We start from the raw sequence: 257 nt of genomic DNA on the forward strand, positions 1-257 counted from the left end.
AATACCTGAATAATTTGATTGAACAAGACCATCGTCCAGTAAAGAGACGCAATAAATTCTATCGAAGTTTACGCACTGCCTCTACCACGATTAAAGGCATGGAAGCCATTCGAGGATTATATAAGAAAACCCGAAAAGAAGGCACTCTCTTCGGGTTTTCGGTCTGTACTGAAATCAAGGTATTATTGGGAATCCCAGCTTAAATCATAGATACCGTAAGGGATTTTATTCTTTATTTAAAACTTTGCAACAGAACC

General features: G+C 37.7%; 1 pseudogene. It reads left to right on the plus strand.

Annotated elements, in window-relative coordinates:
• Positions 1 to 203 (plus strand): annotated as a pseudogene (locus HMPREF2731_RS00215) (IS6 family transposase); the annotation flags it as partial.
• Between the last annotated feature and the right edge of the window lie 54 nt (positions 204 to 257).

Origin of the sequence: Enterococcus sp. HMSC072F02, assembly GCF_001837725.1 — a bacterium.
GTDB classification, from domain to species: domain Bacteria; phylum Bacillota; class Bacilli; order Lactobacillales; family Enterococcaceae; genus Enterococcus_B; species Enterococcus_B lactis.